18 protein-coding genes are annotated in these 16142 nt (G+C 77.8%); 3 read left to right on the forward strand and 15 right to left on the reverse strand.

Annotated elements, in window-relative coordinates:
- A complete protein-coding gene (gene ribD, locus WA616_RS10105; protein WP_336029433.1) occupies nt 1–1062 on the reverse strand; it encodes a bifunctional diaminohydroxyphosphoribosylaminopyrimidine deaminase/5-amino-6-(5-phosphoribosylamino)uracil reductase RibD in 1062 nt (353 codons plus the stop codon).
- Nucleotides 1059–1730, reverse strand: a complete 672-nt coding sequence (gene rpe / locus WA616_RS10110) for a ribulose-phosphate 3-epimerase (protein ID WP_336029434.1) — start codon at nt 1728–1730, stop codon at nt 1059–1061. The genes ribD and rpe overlap by 4 nt, the downstream gene beginning before the upstream one ends.
- A 58-nt stretch (nt 1731–1788) precedes the next feature.
- Here rpe and WA616_RS10115 point away from each other — a divergent pair, with 58 nt between their 5' ends.
- Nucleotides 1789–2280 (forward strand): SRPBCC family protein, encoded by a 492-nt coding sequence (locus WA616_RS10115; RefSeq protein ID WP_336029435.1) that lies wholly within the window; start codon nt 1789–1791, stop codon nt 2278–2280.
- A gap of 10 nt (nt 2281–2290) precedes the next feature.
- The gene (locus tag WA616_RS10120) at nt 2291–2737 is read left to right on the forward strand and encodes an aldehyde dehydrogenase family protein (protein ID WP_336029945.1); all 447 of its coding nucleotides are present in this window, start codon (nt 2291–2293) and stop codon (nt 2735–2737) included.
- Nucleotides 2738–2838: 101 nt separating this feature from the next.
- On the opposite strand, the gene WA616_RS10125 is transcribed toward WA616_RS10120, so the two are convergent.
- On the reverse strand, nt 2839–3336 hold the full coding sequence (locus WA616_RS10125) for a hypothetical protein (protein ID WP_336029437.1): 498 nt from the start codon (nt 3334–3336) through the stop codon (nt 2839–2841).
- Between the two features lie 321 nt (nt 3337–3657).
- On the opposite strand from WA616_RS10125, the gene WA616_RS10130 reads away from it, so the two are divergent.
- Nucleotides 3658–4230: a hypothetical protein gene (locus WA616_RS10130; RefSeq protein ID WP_336029440.1), complete on the forward strand. Its 573-nt coding sequence runs from the start codon at nt 3658–3660 to the stop codon at nt 4228–4230.
- Nucleotides 4231–4269: 39 nt separating this feature from the next.
- On the opposite strand, the gene WA616_RS10135 is transcribed toward WA616_RS10130, so the two are convergent.
- The 12 genes from WA616_RS10135 to WA616_RS10190 form a co-directional block, all read right to left on the reverse strand.
- Nucleotides 4270–5682, reverse strand: a complete 1413-nt coding sequence (locus WA616_RS10135; protein ID WP_336029442.1) for an RsmB/NOP family class I SAM-dependent RNA methyltransferase — start codon at nt 5680–5682, stop codon at nt 4270–4272.
- Nucleotides 5679–6656 (reverse strand): methionyl-tRNA formyltransferase, encoded by a 978-nt coding sequence (fmt, locus tag WA616_RS10140; RefSeq protein WP_336029443.1) that lies wholly within the window; start codon nt 6654–6656, stop codon nt 5679–5681. The genes WA616_RS10135 and fmt overlap by 4 nt, the downstream gene beginning before the upstream one ends.
- Nucleotides 6605–7138, reverse strand: coding sequence for a peptide deformylase (def, locus tag WA616_RS10145; protein ID WP_073422532.1), 534 nt, complete (start codon nt 7136–7138; stop codon nt 6605–6607). The genes fmt and def overlap by 52 nt, the downstream gene beginning before the upstream one ends.
- 186 nt (nt 7139–7324) lie before the next feature.
- Nucleotides 7325–9274 carry a primosomal protein N' gene (locus WA616_RS10150; protein WP_336029445.1) on the reverse strand — a complete coding sequence of 650 codons (1950 nt, stop codon included), beginning with the start codon at nt 9272–9274 and terminating at the stop codon, nt 7325–7327.
- Nucleotides 9275–9386: 112 nt separating this feature from the next.
- Nucleotides 9387–10583, reverse strand: coding sequence for a methionine adenosyltransferase (gene metK / locus WA616_RS10155; protein WP_336029448.1), 1197 nt, complete (start codon nt 10581–10583; stop codon nt 9387–9389).
- A gap of 94 nt (nt 10584–10677) precedes the next feature.
- Complete coding sequence (gene coaBC / locus WA616_RS10160; protein ID WP_336029450.1) at nt 10678–11889, reverse strand: bifunctional phosphopantothenoylcysteine decarboxylase/phosphopantothenate--cysteine ligase CoaBC; 1212 nt, start codon at nt 11887–11889, stop codon at nt 10678–10680.
- Nucleotides 11890–11968: 79 nt separating this feature from the next.
- On the reverse strand, nt 11969–12232 hold the full coding sequence (gene rpoZ, locus WA616_RS10165; RefSeq protein WP_012949163.1) for a DNA-directed RNA polymerase subunit omega: 264 nt from the start codon (nt 12230–12232) through the stop codon (nt 11969–11971).
- A gap of 58 nt (nt 12233–12290) precedes the next feature.
- Entirely contained in the window at nt 12291–12896 is a 606-nt protein-coding gene (gene gmk / locus WA616_RS10170) for a guanylate kinase (protein WP_073422535.1), read from the reverse strand.
- 64 nt (nt 12897–12960) lie between these two features.
- Complete coding sequence (gene mihF / locus WA616_RS10175) at nt 12961–13317, reverse strand: integration host factor, actinobacterial type (RefSeq protein WP_073422536.1); 357 nt, start codon at nt 13315–13317, stop codon at nt 12961–12963.
- A gap of 297 nt (nt 13318–13614) precedes the next feature.
- Nucleotides 13615–13917, reverse strand: a complete 303-nt coding sequence (locus WA616_RS10180) for a hypothetical protein (protein WP_336029460.1) — start codon at nt 13915–13917, stop codon at nt 13615–13617.
- On the reverse strand, nt 13914–14792 hold the full coding sequence (gene pyrF / locus WA616_RS10185; protein ID WP_336029462.1) for an orotidine-5'-phosphate decarboxylase: 879 nt from the start codon (nt 14790–14792) through the stop codon (nt 13914–13916). Before pyrF ends, WA616_RS10180 begins: the two co-directional genes overlap by 4 nt.
- Nucleotides 14789–16135: a dihydroorotate oxidase gene (locus WA616_RS10190; RefSeq protein ID WP_336029464.1), complete on the reverse strand. Its 1347-nt coding sequence runs from the start codon at nt 16133–16135 to the stop codon at nt 14789–14791. Before WA616_RS10190 ends, pyrF begins: the two co-directional genes overlap by 4 nt.
- Between the last annotated feature and the right edge of the window lie 7 nt (nt 16136–16142).

Consider the following 16142-nt stretch of genomic DNA (forward strand, 5'->3'; position numbering starts at 1 on the left):
TCAGTCCCTCCCGTCGGCGCGCGGTCCGACCCCAGTGTGACCTGTGGGCCGGAGGCGGATCTGCACGTCCCCGCCCAGCGGGGTGACCTCCCGCAACTCCAGGCTCAGCGCGGCGCCGATCGTGCTGATTCCCAGGTCCCCCACCAGCGAGGGACCCGCGCCGAGCAGCTTCGGCGCGAGGTGCACCAGCACCTCGTCCACCAGCCCCTCCCGCAGGAACGCGGCGGCGAGCGTCGGGCCGCCCTCGAGCAGCACCCGGCGGACGTCGCGGTCGAAGAGCTCGGCGAGCAGCCCGGCCGGCCCGTCGGCCCGGCTGACGAGCGTCGGGGCGGCGCCGTCGAGGACGCGGGCGCCCGCCGGGACCCGGCCGCGGCGGTCGTGCACGACGCGCAGCGGCTGGCGGGCGGCGTCGCGGCCGTCGGCGTCGCGGACGGTGAGCTGCGGGTCGTCGGCGAGGACGGTGCCCGACCCGACGAGGACGGCGTCGCACCCGGCCCGCAGCCGGTGGACGGCGGCGCGCGCGACCGGGCCGGTGATCCAGCGGCTGGTGCCGTCGGCGGCGGCGACCCTCCCGTCGAGGGTGGCGCCGGCCTTCCAGACGACGAACGGCCGGCCCGCGCGGGCGCCGGTCAGCCAGGCGGCCAGCGCGCCGTCCTCGGCGGCCTCCCGCTCCACGCCGACCTCGACGTCGACCCCGGCGGCGCGCAGCCGCTCGGCGCCGCCGCCGGCCAGGCCGGTGGGCTCGGGGACGGCGACGAGGACGCGGGCGACGCCGGCGGCGAGCAGCGCGTCGGCGCACGGGCCGGTGCGGCCGGTGTGCGCGCACGGCTCGAGGGTGACGACGGCGGTGCCGCCGCGGGCGCGCTCGCCGGCCTGGGCCAGCGCGTGCACCTCGGCGTGCGGGCCGCCGGGCGGGGAGGTGGCGCCCTCCCCCACGACCGCGCCGTCGGCGTCGAGGACGACCGCGCCGACGGGCGGGTTCGGGCTGGTGGTGCCGAGGACGCTCGCGCCGAGCTCGCGCGCCCGGGCCATCGCGGCCGACTCGGCCGGGCCGGCCGTCACCCGGCGGCCGGGGTGGCCAGCTCGCGCAGGGCGGCGATGGCGCGCGACGGGTCGTCGGCGCCGTAGACGGCCGAGCCCGCGACGAAGACGTCGGCGCCGGCCTCCGCGGCCTGCGCGATGGTGTCGGCGTTGATGCCGCCGTCGACCTCGACGAGCACCTGCAGGTGGCCGGTGTCGACGAGCTCGCGGGCGCGGCGCACCTTCGGCAGCACCTCGGCCATGAACGCCTGGCCGCCGAAGCCGGGCTCGACGGTCATGACCAGCAGGGTGTCGAAGTCGCGCAGCACCTCCTCGTAGCGCTCGAGCGGGGTGCCGGGCTTGAGCGCGAGGCCCGCCAGGGCACCGGCGGCGCGGATGTCGCGGGCGACGGCGCGGGGGTCGCCGGTGCAGGCCTCGGCGTGCACGGTGACGTTGCGGGCGCCGAGCTCGGCGTAGCCGGGCGCCCAGCGCTCGGGCGCCTCGATCATCAGGTGGCAGTCCAGCGGCACCGTGCTGACGGCGTGGATGGCCTCGACCACCGGCCGGCCCAGCGTCAGGTTGGGCACGAAGTGGGCGTCCATGACGTCGACGTGCAGCCAGTCGGCGTCGGCCACGCGGGCCACCTCGTCGGCCAGCCGGGCGAAGTCCGCCGAGAGCAGGCTGGGGGCGATCATCGGGGTGCGGGCCACGTCGTCCGAGTCTAGGTGCGCCGTGATCACCGCCGGTCCGGCCGGGTAGGGGACGGGCATGGCACAGGTCGAGGCGAGCGCCGACGTCCCCGTGGAGCCGGCGCTGGCGTTCGCCGTCTCGCAGACCACCGGGGCCACCCGCTACCGGTGGGACCGCTTCGTCCGCGAGCAGCACCTGCTCGGCGCGGACCGGCCCGGGAAGGGCGTGCGGACGGCGACCCGGTCGCGGCACGGGCTCGCGATGGTCAGCGAATACGTGTCCTACGTGCCGCCGTCGCACGTGGGCATGCGCATGGTGCGCGGGCCGTGGTTCTTCGCGGTGTTCGCCGGCAGCTGGCGGTTCACGCCGCTGCCGGGTGGCGGCACCCGGGCGGTGTGGCGCTACGTGTTCCGCTGCCGGCCGTCGTGGCTCGCGCCGGTGGCCGAGCGGATCGGCACCGCGCTGCTCGGCCGCGACATCCGGCGGCGGATCGCCGGGTTCGCCCGGGGCTGCGCCGACCCGGAGGTGCTCGCGGTGGCCCGGCGGGAGCTGGAGACCGACGCCCGCTGACCGATGCCCGCTGACCGGGGCGCGTGCCCGCGAGGACGGCGCCGGGCAGGTCCTCGGCGGCGACCCGGCCGGCCCCATCGGGTCGGTGCTCCCGCCGCACGTGCTGCTGGGCACCACCGACGTCGCCGCCGCCCGGCAGGAGGTCTTCGGGCCGGTCGCGACGGTCATCCGCGCCTCCGGCGAGGACGAGGCGCTGGCCATCGCCAACGACACCGAGTACGGCCTGTCCAGCGCCGTGTCCACCCGCGACACCGAGCGCGGTGTCCGGTTCGCCCTGCGGGTCGAGGCGGGGATGACCCACGTCAACGACTCGCCGCTCGACGACGAGAACAGCACCGCGTTCGGCGGCGAGAAGGAGTCCGGCCTCGGTCGGTTCGGCGGCGGGTGGGCGATCGACGAGTTCACCACCGACCACTGGGTCAGCGTCCAGCACACCCGGCGGCAGTACCCGTTCTGACCGTCGAGCTGACCGTCGAGGCCCGAGCGGCGCGCGGCTGGCCTCCCCCGGGGGCCGGCTCCCCCGGGGGCCGGCCGCGCGCCGGGGTCGGCCGCGCCCGGTCAGTCGCGGTCGGGCAGGGCGGTCCACTCGGCCCACGACAGGTCGCGGCCGACGTGGCGCGGCGCCCGCAGCGGCCACTCCGCCGCCAGCCAGCGCGGTACGAACGCGTCGAGGGCCGCCTCGACGTCGGTGCCGACCAGCCGGTCGACCACCCACCAGGACACCTCGGCGTCGGCGTCGCCGGCCTTCTCCGGCGGGTCGACGTAGACGCAGCCGAGCAGCTCGGTCTCGTCCTCGTCGAGCAGCGCGTAGTTGAAGCTCTCGTGCGCCTCGATCTCCCGCTCGTGGCGGGCGAGGTCCTCGCGGTCCTGGTCCTCGGTCATGGTCGCGGGCGGCCAGCCCCAGGCCGCGCCGTAGATGCCCCACAACCGCTCGCGGGAGCCCATGACGGCGGGGTGGTCGATGGCGGTGTCGGCCGCGCGGATCGGCCGCAGGTGCTGACCGGTGGGCAGGTCGGCGCGGACCGGGTGGACGAAGTCGTCGGGGAGCCAGGGCACGGCGGGGCAGGGTAGGCGCGCGGCGGCGGATCCGGAACGGATGTGCACGCGGCGCGACCGGGTGGGTAGGGGCGTCGCGATGCGTGCACACGGCGAGCTGTCCCCGGTCCGGGTGGACCTGCCCTGGGCGGGGGTCGCCGGGCCGGGTGACCGGGAGGCGGACCGTCCCGTCAGCGGCTACGGTCCGTGATCGTGCGCACCGCCCCGTCCCCCGTCCTCCGCCGGCCGACCTGGCCGTCGGGTGATCCGGTGACGGTGCGTCATGGGTCGGTGACGGTCCGGCCGGCAGCCTCCCGGGCCCCGGCGACCTGGACGGCGGGCTTGCTGCTGCCCGCCGTCGTCCTCGGGCTCGGCGTACCGCGGATGCTGCTCACCGGCGACTACGCGGGCCTGCACGGCTCCGCCGCCTGGGCGCTGCTCGCCGCGGTCGCCGGCGCGGGGGCCGCCCTGGCGCTGCTGACCCCGGTCGTGCCGGCGCTGTCGCGCCGGGCCGCCGAGGTCGCGCGGATGCGGCACGCGCTGCGCACCCACACCGACCCGGGCCCCGACCTGCGCGCCCGCCTGGACCTCTCCGCCCGCCGCGTGCTGCGGCTGCACTGGATGGGCCGGGCGATGCCCGTGCTGCCCGCGGTGCTGCTCCTCCAGGCCGAGTGGGACTCCCCGGCGACGTCGCTGCCGGCCGCCGTCGTGCTCGTCGCGGGCTACGCGGCGCTGGCGCTGTGGCACCGGCGCCGGACGCTCGCCGCGGCCCGGTGGGTGGCCGACCGCCCCGGGCCCGCGCGCCCGGCGCCCCCGGTGCCGTGGTGGGAGCCGTGGCTGGGGGGCCGGCGCCTGCTCGCCCTCTCCGGCGGCTACGTGCTGCTCGTCGTCCTGGTCACGCTGCTCGCCCGCTGACGGCCCGCTGAGGAGCCGCCCACTCCCGCAGCGCCGCGGTCAGCGGGTGCGGCGCAGCAGGGCCAGGAACATCGCGTCGGTGCCGTGCCGGTGCGGCCACAGCTGCCCGTAGGGCCCGCGCCCGACCCCGGGCACCTCCCCGAACAGCGGCGCCACCGGCAGCACCTCGACGTCGTCCCGCGCGGCCGCCGCGTCGGCCACCGCGACCGTCTCCGCCGCGTGCGGCGAGCAGGTCACGTAGGCGACCACCCCGCCGGGGCGCACGGAGGCCAGCGCGCGGTCGAGCAACGCCGTCTGCAGCTCCACCAGCGGCGCGACGTCGCCGGCCGTGCGCCGCCAGCGCACCTCCGGCCGCCGGCGCAGCGCGCCCAGCCCGGTGCACGGCGCGTCGAGCAGCACCCGGTCGAAGGAGCCCTCCGCCCACGGCGGCTCGCGCCCGTCGGCGACGAGCACCTCGACGTCGTCCTCGCCGGCCAGCGCCCCGCGCACCAGCTCGGCGCGGTGCGGCGCGCGGTCGGCGGCGGTCAGGTGCACCCCGGCCGGGCGGACGGCGGCCAGCAGCCCGGCCTTGCCGCCGGGGCCGGCGCACACGTCGAGCCAGCGGGCGTCGGGCCCCTCCAGCGGCGCGCGGGTGAGCAGCAGCGCGGCGAGCTGGCTGCCCTCGTCCTGCACGGCGGCCCGGCCGGCGCGCACCGACCGCAGCCGGCCCGGGTCTCCCCCGCCGAGGCGCACCGCGTACGGCGACCAGGGCCCGGGCGTCCCGCCGGACTCCTCGGCGAGCGCGGCGCGGTCGACGTGCCGGGCGACCAGGTGCACCTCGGGGGCGGCGTCGTCGGCGAGCAGCGCCTCCTCGAGCTCCGCCTCCCCGGCCGCGTCTCCCCCGAGCGCCTCGCGCCAGGCCGCCACGATCCACTCGGGGTGGTCGGTGGCCAGCGCCAGCCGCCGGTCGCCGTCGGCCCCGAGCTGCGCCAGCCACGCGGCGCGGTCGCCGCCGGCGGCGACCTTCCGCAGCACCGCGTTGGCCAGGCCGGAGGCGCCGGGCCCGACGATCGCGCGGACCAGGTCGACGGTGGTGGCCACGGCGGCGTGCGCGGGGACGCGCAGGTCGACCAGCTGGTAGGCGCCGAGGCGCAGCAGGTCCAGCAGCCGGCGGTCGAGGTCGGCGAGCGGGCGGTCGACCAGCCGGGCCAGGACCGCGTCGAGGGTGCCCTGCGCGCGCAGCGACCCGTAGGCGAGCTGGGTGGCGAAGGCGGCGTCGCGCGGCTCGAGCTGCCGCTCCCGCAGCAGCTGGGGCAGCAGCAGGTTGGCGTAGGCCTCGCGCGCGGAGACGCCGTCGAGGACGTCGTAGGCGGTCAGGCGGGCGCCGTCGAGCGGGGCGCGGCGGGGCGGGCGGCGGGGCCCGCCGCGCTGCCCTCCACGCGCGCCGGCCGGACGCCGGGGCGGGCCGCTCACGAGCCGAACCGCTCGCCGGGCGCCGGGCGGGCGCCGCGGGCCCAGTCGGCGGCCGGGTGCATCCGTTTGCCGGCCGGCTGGACGTCGCCGAGCCGCACCGCCCCGCGGCCGGTGCCGACGACGACACCGGTCGGGCCGGGCGACACCTCCCCGGCCTCCAGCGCGAGCGACGTCGGGAGCGGCTCGACCGGGCCCAGGCGGAACCGCTCGCCGCGCCAGGTGGTCCAGGCCCCCGGCGCCGGCGTCACACCGCGGACGCGGCGGTCGACGACGTGCGCGGGCAGCTCCCAGTCGACGCGGGCGTCGGCGGTCTCGATGCGCGGCGCGAGACTCACCCCGTCGGCCGGCTGCGGCTGCGGCTCGAGCTCGCCGGAGGCGATGCCGTCGAGGGTGGCGACGAGCAGCCGGGCGCCGCTGACGGCGAGCCGGCCGAGCAGGTCGCCCGCGGTGTCGCGGGGGCCGATCGGCTCGGTGACCAGGCCGAACACCGGCCCGGTGTCCAGGCCCTGCTCCAGCCGGAAGGTGCACGCGCCGGTGACCTCGTCGCCGGCCATGACCGCGTGCTGCACCGGCGCGGCGCCGCGCCAGGCGGGCAGCAGCGAGAAGTGCAGGTTGACCCAGCCGTGGGCGGGCAGGTCGAGCGCCGCGGGCGGCACGAGCGCGCCGTAGGCCACCACCGGCGCGCAGTCGACGGCGAGCTCGGCGAGCTGCGCGAGGAACTCGGGCTCCCGCGGCGAGCGGGGCTGCAGCACGGGCAGGCCGGCGGCGTCGGCGCGCTCGGCCACCGGGGAGCGGCCGACCTTCCGGCCGCGGCCGGAGCGGGCGTCGGGGCGGGTGAGGACGGCGGCCACCTCGTGGCCGGAGGCCAGCAGCGCCTCCAGCGAGGGGACGGCGGCCTCGGGGGTCCCCGCGAACAGGAGCCTCAGTGGGGGCTCACCTCCACGCGCGGGACCCAGGCCTGCATGCCCTGCCACTCGGCCTCGGCGAGCGCGGCGAGGGCGGCGGTGCGCGCCTCGGGGTCGAGCCGGTCGACGAACACGACGCCGTCGAGGTGGTCGACCTCGTGCTGCACCGCGCGGGCCAGCAGGTGCGAGCCCTCCACCCGGACCGGGTCGCCGTGCTGGTTCCACCCGGTGGCCACCACGTGGAGGTGGCGGCGGCAGTCGAAGCGGTAGCCGGGGATGGACAGGCAGCCCTCGGGCGCCTCCTCGGTCTCGTCGCCGACCAGGTCGACCGAGGGGTTGACCAGGTGGCCGACCTCGCCGTCGACGTACCAGGTGAACACCCGCAGGCCGACGCCGATCTGCGGCGCGGCGAGGCCCGCTCCCCCGGCGGCGTGCATGGTCTCGGTCAGGTCGGCGACCAGCCCGCGCAGCTCGGCGTCGAAGTCGACGACCGGTGCCGCGGGCCGGTGCAGGACGGGGTCGCCCAGCAGCCGGATGGGGGTGACGCTCACCGGTCGATCGTAGGTGGCGCCCTCCCGCGCACTCGCCGGCCCGGACCGGGGCCGCCCCGCGCACGATCAGGCGGGCTCACCGTGGCGCGTCCTGGCTCACCGCCGGAGGTGAGCCAGGACGCAGCACGACCAGGCCGCCTGATCGTGCGGGGACCCCGACGGGGCCGGGATCGTGCCCGGGGAGGCTCAGACCAGCTCGAGGGGGTCGAGCTGCACGCGCACGTGCTCGCTCGCCTTCCGCGCGCTGCGGACGCCCTGCACCTCCGCGAGCGCGGTGGCCAGCGCCGTCCCCTCGCCGCGCGGCACCCGCACCAGGTAGCGCTCCCGCTCGCCCTCCTGGCCCGGCCGCGGGGGCTCGGGCACCGGCCCGAGCAGGTCGGCGTCGCCGGGCAGCCGGGCGGCGCCGAGGAACTCCGCGAGCGCCGCTGGCGACCCCGACAGCGCGGCCATCCGGGTGGCCGGCGGGAAGCCGAGCGCCCGCCGGTCGGCGAGCTCGCGCTCGGCCAGCCAGCCCGGGTCCCAGCGCACCAGGGCCTGGACGACGGGGTGCGCGGCGTCGGCCGCCACGACGACGGTTCCCCGCGGCCGCACCAGCGTGGCCGCGTTCATCCAGCGGCGCAGCGTCTCCTCCCCCGCCCGCAGGTCGGCGCGGCCGAGCAGCGCCCACGAGTCGAGCAGGAGCGCCGCGCCGTAGCCGCCCTCGGCCACCGGCTCCGCGCCCGGCGTCGCGACCACCAGCGCCGGGCCGCCGGACACCGTCGGCAGCACCCCCGAGGACCGCCCGGACACCCGCACCGGGGCGCCGGGGAACGCCCGCCCGAGCTCCTCGGCGGTGCGCGCGGCCCCCACGACGGAGGCGCGCAGCCTGGTGCCGTGGCAGTGCGGGCAGTCGAAGACCGTGGCCGGGCGGGCGCACCACCGGCACGCGGGGATGCGCGAGCCGCCGGGCCCGGGCGTGGGCGAGACGCCGAGCGGACCGGAGCACACCGCGCAGCGGGCCGGCGCCCGGCAGCGGTCGCAGGACAGGCCCGGCGCGTAGCCGGAGCGCGGCACCTGCACCAGCACGGGCGTGCCCTCGGCGAGCGCGGCACGGGCCACCCGGTGGGCGAGGCTGGGCAGCCGCGCGGTGCGGGCGGCCGGGTCGCGGGCGAGCTCGGAGTCCTCCCCCAGCGCCTGCACCCGCGGCATGGCGGCGCGCAGGGTGGCCCGCTCGGCGGCGAGCTCGTGCGCCCAGCCGCTCTCCACCAGCAGCGCGGCCTCGGCGGTGCGGGCGGTTGCCGCGACGACGGCCGCGCAGCCGGTCAGGTGGGCGCGGTGCACCAGCACGTCGCGGGCGTGCGCGTAGGGCGCCCGCGGCTCGGCGTGCAGGTCGTCGCCGTCGTCCCAGACCGCCACCAGGCCGAGGTCGGCGACGGGCGCGAACGCCGCGCCCCGGGTGCCGAGGACGACCCTCGCGCTGCCGCGGGCGGCGTCGAGGAAGCGCCGGTAGCGGGCATCGGGGGCGGCGTCGGCGCGCAGCACGACGAACGAGCCCGTCGGCAGGACGGCGCCCGCGGCGGCCTCCAGCCGGTCGAGGTCGCGGCCGTCGGGGACGACGACGAGCGCGCCGCGCCCGCCCGACAGCGCCGCCCGGCACAGCTCGGCGAGCCGCGCCGGCCAGTCCTCGCCGGGCAGCGCCGTCCACACCGCGCGCGCCGGGCGGCCCTCCGCGACGGCGGCCAGCAGCGCGGGCCCCGTCGGGTAGCGGGCGAACCCGGCCGGGTCGGGCGGCTCCGGTGGCGGCGGGGGCTCGGCGGGCGGGCGCTTCTCCGCGGCGGCGCGGCGCGGCGGGATGGCCAGCCGCAGCACGTCGACGAGCGTGCCGCCCCAGCGCTGCGCCACCGAGCGGGCGAGCGCGGCGACCTCCGGGGTGAGCACCGGCTCGGAGGACACCAGCTTGGCCAGCGGCGCGAGCTTGCGGCCGGTCTCGCTGGAGGTGGCGAGCTCCAGCACGAACCCGTCGACCAGCTGCCCGGCGAAGCGCACCCGCACCCGGCAGCCGGCGCGGACCTCCCCGGCCATGTCGTCGGGGATCGCGTAGTCGAAGGCGCGGTCCAGGTGCGCCAGCGGCACGTCGACGACGACCCGGGCCACCATGGGGCGGCCCGGGTCGCCGGGAGGTGGTGCGGCCGTGCTCAGGGCGGTCTCCGTCCGGTCGTCGTCCCCGCGAGTCTCCCCGCGGGGTACGACGCGTCCTGCTCCGGGGAGCTCAGGCCCCGACGGCCGACCGGAGCGCGTCGGCCCGGTCGGTGCGCTCCCACGGCAGCTCGACGTCGGTGCGGCCGAAGTGGCCGTAGGCGGCGGTCGGGCCGTAGATGGGCCGCAGCAGGTCCAGGTCGCGCACGATGGCGCCCGGGCGCAGGTCGAACACCGTGGTGACGGCCTTCTCCAGGACGTCGTCGGCCACCGTGCCGGTGCCGTGCGTGTCGACGAAGAGGCCGACGGGGTGCGCGGCGCCGATCGCGTAGGCGACCTGCACCTCGCAGCGGCGGGCCAGGCCCGCGGCGACGACGTTCTTGGCCACCCAGCGCATCGCGTAGGCGCCGGAGCGGTCGACCTTCGACGGGTCCTTGCCGGAGAACGCGCCACCGCCGTGGCGGGCCATGCCGCCGTAGGTGTCGACGATGATCTTGCGCCCGGTCAGGCCGGCGTCGCCCATGGGGCCGCCGATGACGAACTTGCCCGTGGGGTTGACCAGCAGCCGGTAGCCGTCGGTGGGCAGCCCGAGCGCCTGCAGCTCCGGCTCCACGACGAGCTCCTGCACGTCGGGGGTGAGCAGCTGCTCGATGGAGATGTCCTCGGCGTGCTGCGAGGAGACGACGACGGTGTCGACGCCGACCGGCCGGTCGTCCTCGTAGACGACGGTGACCTGGGTCTTGCCGTCGGGGCGCAGGTAGGGCACCGAGCCGTCCTTGCGGACCGCCGACAGCCGGCGGGAGAGGCGGTGCGCCAGCGCGATCGGCAGCGGCATGAGCTCGGGGGTCTCGTCGGTCGCGTAGCCGAACATGAGGCCCTGGTCGCCGGCGCCCTGGCGCTCGATCTCGTCGTCGGTCGTACCCGACGTGCGCGCCTCGTAAGCGGTGTCCACGCCCTGGGCGATGTCGGGCGACTGCGCGCCGATGGAGACGCTGACGCCGCAGGAGGCGCCGTCGAAGCCCTTGCGCGAGGAGTCGTAGCCGATCCGCAGGACCGTCTTGCGGACGATGTCGGCGATGTCGACGTAGCCGGCGGTGGTGACCTCGCCGGCGATGTGCACCTGGCCGGTGGTGATCAGGGTCTCGACGGCGACGCGGCTGCGCGGGTCCTGCGCGAGCATCTCGTCGAGGATCGCGTCGGAGATCTGGTCGGCGATCTTGTCGGGGTGGCCCTCGGTCACCGACTCGGACGTGAAGAGGCGGCGTGGCACTCGGTTCTCCCTGCTGCAGTGACGAGGTACGGCCACGGTCTGCCCGCGCCGCGTGAGCACGTTACCGGCGCGATCCCGGGGCGGCAGCCGACGGTCAGCCCAGCCGGGGCGTGATCGCCCGCCAGACGGCCGCGGCGACGGCGTCCTTGCTGCCGTGCGGCACGTCGGTGGCGGTGCCGTCGGCGGCCAGCACGACGGCGGCGTTGTCGGGCCGGCCGAACACCCCGCCGTCGGAGACGTCGTTGACCACCAGCAGGTCGCAGCCCTTGCGGGCGAGCTTGGCGCGGGCGTGGGCGAGCACGTCGGCGTCGGCGTCGCCGGTCTCGGCGGCGAAGCCGACGACGAGCTGGCCGGCCGTGCGCTTGGTGACCAGCTCGGCGAGCACGTCGGGGTTGCGCACCAGCGGGACGGCGTCGGGCTCGCTGGCGCTGTCCTTCTTCAGCTTGGTGGCCGCGACCGTCGCCGGCCGGAAGTCGGCGACGGCGGCGGCCATGACGACGACGTCGGCCTCCGGGGCCTCCTCGAGCACCGCGGCGCGCAGCTCCTCCGCCGTGCCCACCGGGACGACGCGGACGCCGAACGGCGCGGGCAGGTCGACGTTGGCCGCCACCAGGGTGACGTCGGCGCCGCGGGCGGCGGCGACGCGGGCCAGGGCCCAGCCCTGCTTGCCCGAGGACCGGTTGCCCAGGTAGCGGACGGGGTCCAGCGGCTCGCGGGTGCCGCCGGCGCTGATCACCACGCGGCGGCCGGCGAGGTCGGCGCGGAGCGCGTCGGCGCCCGCGGCGAGCACGACCTGGGCGAGCGCGGCGACGTCGGCGGGCTCGGGCAGCCGGCCGGGCCCGGAGTCGGGGCCGGTGAGCCGGCCGACGGCGGGCGGCAGCACGATCGACCCGCGCCGGCGCAGGGTGGCCACGTTGTCCTGGGTGGCGGGGTGCAGCCACATCTCGGTGTGCATGGCCGGCACGAACACGACCGGGCAGTGCGCGGTGAGCAGGGTGGCGGTGAGCAGGTCGTCGGCGCGGCCGGCGGCGGCGCGGGCGAGCAGGTCGGCGGTGGCCGGGTTGACGACCACCAGCTCGGCGGTCTGCCCGATCCGGACGTGGGCGACCTCGGGCACGTCGTGCCAGACGTCGGTGGTGACGGGGTTGCCCGACAGCGCCTCGAAGGTCGCGGCGCCCACGAACCTCAGCGCCGACTCGGTGGGGACGACGCGCACGTCGTGGCCCGCCTCGGTCAGCGCCCGCAGCAGCAGGGCCGACTTGTACGCGGCCACGCCGCCGCCCACGCCCAGCACGATCCGGCTCATGCCGCCCATCCTCCCCCGGACACGGCGACGCCCCCGGTACCGCGTACCGGGGGCGTCACTCATCAGGGCTGGTGCCGGCCTAGTTCTCGCCGGCGGTGTGGGTCAGCAGACCCTCGTTGATCTCGCGCAGCGCGATGGAGAGGGGCTTCTCCTGCGGCGCGGTGTCGACCAGCGGGCCGACGTACTCCAGCAGGCCCTCGGAGAGCTGGCTGTAGTAGGCGTTGATCTGCCGCGCGCGCTTGGCGGCGAAGATCACCAGGCCGTACTTGCTGCTGGTGCGCTCGAGCAGCTCGTCGATCGGCGGGTTGGTGATGCCCTCGGGGGCGGGTGCGACTCCGGACACGGGCGGGCGTGCTCCTCGTTCGATCGGCGGGAGTGCGGGGCCTCGGGTGGGGGCCCGGTCACTCGGAGGCGCCGACCGTCCTCTCGGACGACGGCGCAGCTAGCAAGGATACCAACTCGTCCGCTGCCCGTGCGACGTCGTCGTTGACGACCACGACGTCGAACTCCCCGGCGGCGTCGAGCTCGGCCTGCGCGATCGCCAGCCGGCGCTCCTGCACGTCGCGCGTCTCCGAGCCGCGGCCGGCCAGCCGGCGCTCCAGCTCGCCCCACGACGGCGGGGCGAGGAAGACCAGCTGCGCCTCGGGCGCGCGGGCGCGGACCTGGCGGGCGCCCTGCAGCTCGATCTCGAGCAGCGCCGGCGCCCCGGTCGCGAGACGCTCGCGGACCGGGGCGGCCGGTGTGCCGTAGCGGTTGCCGGCGTACTCGGCCCACTCGAGCAGGCCGTCCTCGGCGATGAGCCGGTCGAACTCGGCGCCGTCGACGAAGTGGTAGTGCACCCCGTCGACCTCACCGGGACGGCGTGCCCGGGTGGTGACCGAGACCGAGAGCCACACCTCGGGGTAGCGCCGGCGGACCTCCGCGACCACGGTGCCCTTGCCGACCCCCGAGGGGCCGGAGAGCACCGTCAGGCGCGCCGGGACCGGGGACCGGTGGTCTGTGGGCAAGGCGTCCTCGTCCTGGTGCGGTGGTCCTGTGCGGTGGTGCCGTGCGGTGCGGCGGTGCGGCCGGTCAGCTCGCCGAGTCGGCCGGGACCTGCTCGGCGACGACCTGCTCGCCACCGAACTCCGCCTCCAGGGCCCGGCGCTGGTTGGCGCCCAGGCCGCGGACGCGGCGGGTCGGCGAGATCTCGAGCCGCTCCATGATCTTCGCAGCACGGGCCTTGCCGACGCCGGGCAGGGACTCCAGCACCGCGGAGACGCGCATCTTGCCGATCACCTCGTCGGACTCGCCCTGCTTGAGGACGTCGCCGACCGTGGCGCCCTTGCTCTTGAGCCGCTCACGCAGCTCGGCGCGCGCCTTGCGGGCGGCCGCGGCCTTCTCCAGGGCGGCGGCGCGCTGTTCGGGTGACAGGTCAGGAAGGGGCATGGTGCGTGTCCGATCGTGTCGTCGTCGGGGCCTGATCGCCCCGGCGTCTCTGTGCTGTCTCTCGTGCCGCGTCTGCGGGTCCGGCCCCGGCTCCTCAGGCCCGGCGGTCAACCTAGTAACCGGGAATCCGCAGGTCACGCGCCGTACGCCCGAGGTTTTCGATCTCCGAACGTCCGCTCGTGACGTTGTGTGTGCCGTGTGTGTGACCGACCGTGAGACGCGCAGCTCACACCGTATACGGAACGGAACAGGTCCGCCGGACGGGGGATCCGACACGTCCGTCGCGACACGCCGGGGTCAGCGCCCGGCGCGCCGCCCCGACCTGCGGCCGAGCGCCCAGCCGCCCAGCCCGGCGAGCACCAGCGCGCCGACCACCGCGAGCCCCGCGCCGGTGAGGTGTCCCCCGGACCACGACACCCAGCCGGAGTCGACGGTGAGGGTCAACCGGCTCTCGTACGCGCGATCTGCCTCCAGCGGCGCGTAGGCGCTCCAGCCGGAGGGCGGGACCGGATGGGTGTTCGTCCACCAGAACACGGCGATCCCGGCGACGACGAGCGACAGCCCGAACGCCGCGACCGCCCACGGCAGGCCCCGCCTCACCGCGCGAGCTCCTCCGCCCACCGGGCCGCGGCCGCCCGCAGCGCCGCCGCGTCGGGGCCGGCGGCGAGAACGTCGCGGGAGACGGTCGGGACGACGGCGCGTCCGGCGCCGAGCAGCCGCCGCAGGTCGGCCGGGGTGCCGCCCTGGGCGCCGAGGCCCGGGGCCAGCACCGGCCCGCCGAGGCCGTCGAGGTCGACGTCGAGCGTGCGCAGCGTGGCCCCGACGACGACGCCGAAGGACCCCGTGGTGGCACCCCAGCGCGACGCCTGGTCCTGCACCGCCCCGAGGTCGGGCAGCGGGTCACCCACCACCCAGCCGGGGGTGTTCCAGCCGCGGACGGTGTCGACGACGACCTGCGCGGCGCTCCGCTCCCCCACCGCCGCGGACTGCAGCGTCCCGGCGTCGGGGTTGGACGTGCGGGCCAGCACGAACAGCCCGCCGCCGGTGAGCCGGGCGGTGTCGACGGCCGGCTGCAGCGAGCCGGGGCCGAGGTAGGGGCTGACGGTCAGGGCGTCGACCGCGCACGGGTGCTCCGGCCGCAGCACGTCGGCGTACGCGTCCATGGTCGAGCCGATGTCGCCGCGCTTGGCGTCGAGCAGCACCAGCGCCCCGGCCGCGCGGGCCCGGGCGACGCCCTCCTCCAGCACGGCCAGGCCGCGCGAGCCGTGCCGCTCGTAGAACGCGGACTGCGGCTTGAGCACCGCCACCTGCCCGGCGAGCGCGTCGACGACGGCGTCGGTGAAGCGGGCCAGGCCCTCCGGGGAGTCGGGCAGGCCCCACCGCTCGAGCAGCGGCGCGTGCGGGTCGATGCCCACGCACAGCGGTCCCCGGGCGGCGACGGCGTCGGCGAGGCGCTGCCCGAACGGTGCCGTCACCGGGGCACCGACCGCGAGAGCGTCTCCCCGTGCGCGGCGATGCAGTCGCGGGCGAGGAACGGGTCGGCGAAGGCGCCGGCGGCCGACTGGACGGCGTCGGCCCCGGCCTCCCACAGCGCGGCGAAGGACGCCGGGTCGGTGACCCCGCCCATCGCCAGCACGTCGAAGCGGTGCCCGCCGGCGTCGCGCAGCGCGACCAGCCGGCGGGTGGCGTCCAGCGCCCGCTCGCGGACGGCCGCGCCCGAGAGCCCGGCGACCGCGCGGCCGGGGAAGGTCGGCTCGCCGTCGCCGCGCACCACCCGGGTCGCCACGGTGTTGATGCCGGCGACGCCGTCGACGAGCGGGCCGATCCGCGGCACCAGCGCGGCCAGCCGCGGCTCGTCCAGCCAGGAGATCTTCGCGACCAGTCCGGTGCGGTCGTCCAGGCCGCGGCGCACCGCCTCGACCACCGCCACGGTGGCGTCGGCGTCGAGGCACAGCGGGGGCTTCACGCCGTCCGGCGAGGCCGACAGCGTGTTCGGGCAGGACAGGTTCAGCTCGACCACCCCGGCGCCGGCCTCCTGCGCGAGCCGCGCCACGGCGACGAAGTCGTCGACCAGGTCGGTCCCGCTGCCTGCGCCCATGACGCTGACCAGGAGCAGCTGGTCGTCGTCGACGGCGGCCAGCGACCGCTCCAGGTCGGCCATCCACTCCGCCGGAGCCGGGGAGGGGACGCCGAAGGAGTTGACTGTGCTGACGCCGGGGTCGCCGGGCGCCGTCCAGTCCCACGGGTCGGAGACGACCTCGTCGACGGGCCCCCCGCCGGGCCCGTCGCCGGGCGGGCGCGGCGCGAACGTCCAGTTCGGCTGCTCGTTAGGGTCGTGGGCGCGGCTGCGCACGGTCTTGTAGGTGAGCACGCTGAAGCCGTTGCGGGCGTGGAAGCGCACCCACTCCTCGCCGCCGTTGAGGACGCACGCGGGCACCCCGACCGGGAAGGCGACGTCGCGGCCGAGCACCCGCCAGCGCCGGTCGCCGGCCCGCGGGCGCTCCGGCAGCCGCGGGCCCACCGGCGTCGCCAGGTTCTCCCGGTAGGAGCCGAGCAGGTCGTAGGACGGCGTCCGCACCCCGTGCGCGGCGAGCACCCCGCCGAGCCGGGCCGTGAACAGCACCCGGGTGAGCAGCGGCAGGTCGCCCGCGCCGGCCTCCCCCGCCGCCAGCCGGGCCGCCAGCGCCTCGGCGTCGGCGCGCAGCGCGCCGAGCGCGGGCGCCGGCGGCGTCGCGAACCGGGTGACCCCGGCGAGGAACGCCGCCGGCAGCCCGCCGAGCAGCCCGCGAGCCACCAGCTCGTCCCGCACGGCGCGCACCGCGCCG

The sequence above is a fragment of the Geodermatophilus sp. FMUSA9-8 genome (assembly GCF_037034165.1).
Classification (GTDB): domain Bacteria; phylum Actinomycetota; class Actinomycetes; order Mycobacteriales; family Geodermatophilaceae; genus Geodermatophilus; species Geodermatophilus nigrescens.

Excerpts from the sequence above, each read along its gene's own strand:
- WA616_RS10115 (WP_336029435.1), top strand. The coding sequence starts at position 1,789 with ATGGCACAGGTCGAGGCGAGCGCCGACGTCCCCGTGGAGCCGGCGCTG.
- WA616_RS10150 (WP_336029445.1), bottom strand. The coding sequence starts at position 9,274 with ATGGTGGCCCGGGTCGTCGTCGACGTGCCGCTGGCGCACCTGGACCGC.
- coaBC (WP_336029450.1), bottom strand. The coding sequence starts at position 11,889 with ATGAGCCGGATCGTGCTGGGCGTGGGCGGCGGCGTGGCCGCGTACAAG.
- mihF (WP_073422536.1), bottom strand. The coding sequence starts at position 13,317 with ATGCCCCTTCCTGACCTGTCACCCGAACAGCGCGCCGCCGCCCTGGAG.